Genomic DNA, 5122 nt, shown 5'->3' on the forward strand with positions numbered 1-5122 from the left:
AGGCGATCGGGCGCGCCGTCGGCGGGATCGGGTACGGCAGGTCGGAACGGCCGGTGAGGTAGGCGTCGACGCCGCGCGCGGCGGAGCGGCCCTCGGCGATCGCCCAGACGATCAGGGACTGGCCGCGGCCCATGTCGCCGGCGACGAACACGCCGTCCACGGAGGTCCGGTAGTCGGCGTCGCGGGCCACGTTGCCGCGCCGGTCCAGCTCGACGCCGAGCTGTTCGAGCAGGCCTTCGCGCTGCGGGCCGAGGAAGCCCATGGCGAGGGTGACCAGCTCGGCCGGGATCTCCCGCTCGGTGCCCTCGACCGGCTTGAACCCGGTCTCCGGGCCGCCGACCTCGACGAGCCTCAGCGCGCGGACGTTGCCGTCCTCGTCGCCGGTGAACCCGGTGGTGGACACCGCGTAGACCCGGTCGCCGCCCATGTCGGCGAGCTCCTCGTGGGCGGTCTCCATCTTGAACAGCATCGGGTACGTCGGCCACGGCTGGGAGTCCGGGCGGGTCTCCGGCGGCCGCGGCATGATCTCCAGCTGGGTGACGGACGCGGCGCCCTGCCGGATCGCGGTGCCGATGCAGTCGGCGCCGGTGTCGCCGCCGCCGATCACGACGACGTGCTTGCCCTTCGCGGAGATCGGCGACTCCTCGTAGTCGCCCTCCTGCACCCGGTTGGACGGCGGCAGGTACTCCATCGCCTGGTAGACGCCCTTGAGCTCGCGGCCGGGGACCGGCAGGTCGCGCCAGGCGGTGGCGCCGCCCGCGAGGACGACCGCGTCGTAGCGGCCGCGCAGCTCGTCGGCGGTGATGTCGACGCCCGCGTTCACCGAGGTCTTGAAGGCGGTGCCCTCGGCGCGCATCTGGGCGAGCCGCCGGTCGAGGTGCCGCTTCTCCATCTTGAACTCGGGGATGCCGTAGCGCAGCAGGCCGCCGACGCGGTCGGCGCGCTCGTACACGGTGACGTCGTGGCCGGCGCGGGTGAGCTGCTGCGCGGCGGCGAGGCCCGCGGGCCCCGAGCCGACGATCGCGACCGTCTTGCCGGTCTTCACGGCGGGCGGCTGCGGGCGCACCCAGCCCTCCGCGAACGCCCGGTCGATGATCTCGACCTCGACCCGCTTGATCGTCACCGGCTCCTGGTTGATGCCGAGGACGCAGGCGCTCTCGCACGGGGCGGGGCACAGCCTCCCGGTGAACTCCGGGAAGTTGTTGGTGGCGTGCAGCCGCTCGACGGCCTCGTGCCAGTCCTTGCGGTAGACGAGGTCGTTCCACTCGGGGATGAGGTTGCCGAGCGGGCAGCCCTGGTGGCAGAACGGGATGCCGCAGTCCATGCAGCGGCTCGCCTGCTTCTCCAGCCGGTCCCTGCCGAAGTCCTCGTAGACCTCGGACCAGCTCTTGATCCGCACGTCGACCGGGCGGCGCTTCGGGAGCTCCCGCCGGACGGTCAGAAATCCCTTGGGGTCGGCCATGTGGGAAGTCCCCCTCTCTCAGCTCTGCGCCGCGGCCATGACGGCCTCGTCGACGTCGCGTCCCTCCGCCTCGGCCTTGGCCATGGCGTCCAGGACGCGCCGGTAGTCACGCGGCATGATCTTGGTGAAGCGGGCCGCGGCGGCGTCCCAGTCGTCCAGCAGCCGCCGCGCGACCCGCGAGGCGGTCTCGGCCAGGTGCCGCTCGACCAGGCCGCGGACGAACTCGGCGTCGCCGGGGTCGAGCGGTTCCAGGTCGACCATCTCGCCGTTGACGCGCTCGGGCACCAGGTCCAGGACGTAGGCGATGCCGCCGGACATGCCGGCCGCGAGGTTGCGGCCCGTCCGGCCGAGGATGACGGCGCGGCCGCCGGTCATGTACTCGCAGGCGTGGTCGCCGGCGCCCTCGACGACGGCGGTGGCGCCGGAGTTGCGGACGCAGAACCGCTCGCCGACGATCCCGCGGGCGAACAGCTCGCCGGACGTGGCGCCGTACAGGATGACGTTGCCGCCGATGATCTGCTCCTCGGCCGCGAACCCGGCGTCCGCCGGGGGCCGCAGCGTGAGCCGCCCGCCGGACAGGCCCTTGCCGACGTAGTCGTTGGCGTCGCCGATCAGCCGCAGCGTGATGCCGCGCGGCACGAACGCGCCGAACGAGTTGCCGGCCGAGCCGGTGAAGGTGACGTCGATGGTGTCGTCGGGCAGGCCCGCGCCGCCCCACTTCTTCGTCACCTCGTGGCCGAGCATGGTGCCGACCGTCCGGTTGACGTTGCGGATCGGCAGCTCCAGCTTCACCGCGTCGCCGAACGCGATCGCGCCCTCGGCCAGCTGGATCAGCGTGTTGTCCAGGGCCTTCTCCAGCCCGTGGTCCTGCTCGGTGGTGCAGCGCAGGGACGCCCCGTCCGCGACCTCGGGGGTGTGCAGGATCGGGGACAGGTCCAGGCCGGACGCCTTCCAGTGGTCGACGGCCTCGTGGGTGTCGATCATCTCGACGCGGCCGATCGCCTCGTCCAGCGACCGGAACCCGAGGGCCGCCAGGTACTCGCGGACCTCCTCGGCGATGAACTCGAAGAAGTTCACCACGAACTCCGGCTTGCCGGAGAACCGCTGCCGCAGCACCGGGTTCTGGGTGGCGACGCCGACCGGGCAGGTGTCCAGGTGGCAGACCCGCATCATGATGCAGCCCGACACCACCAGCGGAGCGGTCGCGAAGCCGTACTCCTCGGCGCCCAGCAGGGCGGCGATGACGACGTCCCGGCCGGTCTTCATCTGCCCGTCGGTCTGCACGACGATGCGGTCGCGCAGCCCGTTCAGCAGCAGCGTCTGCTGCGTCTCGGCGAGGCCCAGCTCCCAGGGCGCGCCGGCGTGCTTCAGCGACGTCAGCGGGGACGCGCCGGTGCCGCCGTCGTGCCCGGAGATCAGCACCACGTCGGCGTGCGCCTTGGACACCCCGGTCGCGACCGTGCCGACCCCGACCTCGGCGACGAGCTTGACGTGCACGCGCGCCGCCGGGTTGGCGTTCTTCAGGTCGTGGATGAGCTGCGCCAGGTCCTCGATCGAGTAGATGTCGTGGTGCGGCGGCGGCGAGATGAGGCCGACGCCGGGCGTGGAGTGCCGGGTCTTGGCGATCCACGGGTACACCTTGTGGCCGGGCAGCTGGCCGCCCTCGCCGGGCTTGGCGCCCTGCGCCATCTTGATCTGGATGTCGTCGGAGTTGGTGAGGTACTCCGAGGTCACGCCGAACCGGCCGGACGCGACCTGCTTGATGGCGCTGCGCCGCAGGTCGCCGTTCTCGTCCGGGGTGAAGCGCTCCGGGTCCTCGCCGCCCTCGCCGGTGTTGGACTTGCCGCCGAGGCGGTTCATCGCGATCGCGAGGGTCTCGTGCGCCTCCGCCGAGATGGACCCGTACGACATGGCACCGGTGGAGAACCGCTTGACGATCTCCGATACGGGCTCGACCTCGTCGATCGGCACCGGTTCCCGCTCGCCCTCCTTCAGCTTGAACAGCCCGCGGAGGGTCATCAGCTTCTCGGCCTGCGAGTCGACCTTGGAGGTGTACTCCTTGAAGATCTCGTAGCGGCGGGTGCGGGTGGCGTGCTGCAGCTTGAACACCGTGTCCGGGTTGAACAGGTGCGGCTCGCCCTCGCGGCGCCACTGGTACTCGCCGCCGACCTCCAGGGTGCGGTGCGCGAGCTCGTTGCCGCCCGGCGGGTAGGCGCGGGCGTGCCGCTGCGCGACCTCCCGGGCCAGCACGTCGAAGCCGACGCCGCCGAGCCGGGACGTGGTGCCGGTGAAGCAGCGGGACACGACGTCCTCGCCGAGGCCGATCGCCTCGAAGATCTGCGCGCCGGTGTAGGACGCGACCGTGGACACGCCCATCTTCGACATGATCTTCAGGACGCCCTTGCCGTACGCCTTCACCAGGTTCCGGACGGCCTCGCCCGGCGTCAGGCCCTCGATGTCGCCGCCGCGGACCAGGTCCTCGACGGTCTCGATGGCCAGGTACGGGTTGATCGCGGACGCGCCGTACCCGATGAGCAGCGCCATGTGGTGGCACTCGCGGGCCTCGCCGGTCTCGACCACCAGGCCGACCCGGGTGCGGGTCTTCTCCCGGATCAGGTGGTGGTGCACGGACCCGGTGAGCAGCAGCGACGGGATCGCGGCGCGGGCCGAGTCGGCGCCCCGGTCCGACAGGACGATGATGCGGGCGCCGGCGGAGATGGCCCGGCCGACCTCGGAGTTGATCTCCTCCAGGCGGGCTTCGAGGGCCTCTCCCCCGCCGGACACCTCGTACAGGCCCTGCACGACGTAGGCCTGCAGGTGCGGCAGCGAGCCCTCGTCGTCGATGTGGATGATCTTGGACAGCTCGTCGTTGTCCAGGATCGGGGTGGGCAGCACGAGCCGGCGGCACGAGTCCGGGCCGGGCGCGAGGAGGTTGCCCTCCGGGCCGAGCGTGGACTGCAGCGAGGTGACGAGCTCCTCGCGGATCGCGTCCAGCGGCGGGTTGGTGACCTGCGCGAACAGCTGCTTGAAGTAGTCGAACAGCAGCCGCGGCCGCTCCGACAGCACCGCGATCGGGGTGTCGGTGCCCATCGACCCGATCGGCTCGGCGCCGTTCTTCGCCATCGGCGTCAGGATGATCCGCTGCTCTTCGAGCGTGTACCCGAACGTCTGCTGCCGCTTGACCAGCGTCTCGTGGGTCGGGATCTCCCGCTCGCGGCGCGGCAGCTCCTCGAACCGGACGAGGCCCTGGTGCAGCCACTCTCCGTACGGGTGCTCGGCCGCCAGCTCGGCCTTGACCTCGTCGTCCTCGACGATCCGCCCGGCGGCGGTGTCCACGAGGAAGATCTTGCCGGGCTGCAGCCGGCCCTTGCGGACGACCTTGCTCGCCGGGATGTCGAGCACGCCCGCCTCGCTGGCCAGCACGACCAGGCCGTCGTCGGTCACCCAGTACCGGCCGGGGCGCAGCCCGTTGCGGTCCAGGACGGCGCCGACCACGGTGCCGTCGGTGAAGCTGACGCTCGCGGGGCCGTCCCACGCCTCCATCAGCGTGGAGTGGAACTCGTAGAACGCGCGGCGCTCGGCGTCCATCTCGGCGTGGTTCTCCCACGCCTCCGGGATCATCATCAGCACCGCGTGCGGCAGCGACCGGCCGCCGAGGTG

At 71.7% G+C, this 5122-nt stretch carries 2 protein-coding genes; both read right to left on the reverse strand.

The genetic code is table 11. The features are described from left to right. The coding region (locus tag ACIWVC_RS34010; protein ID WP_396453238.1) for a glutamate synthase subunit beta at positions 1-1462 on the reverse strand (1462 nt) is incomplete at its 3' end. A gap of 18 nt (positions 1463-1480) precedes the next feature. Next, the coding region (gltB, locus tag ACIWVC_RS34015) for a glutamate synthase large subunit (protein ID WP_396455127.1) at positions 1481-5122 on the reverse strand (3642 nt) is incomplete at its 5' end.

The organism is Actinomadura sp., assembly GCF_044508335.1.
Lineage (GTDB): Bacteria > Actinomycetota > Actinomycetes > Streptosporangiales > Streptosporangiaceae > Spirillospora.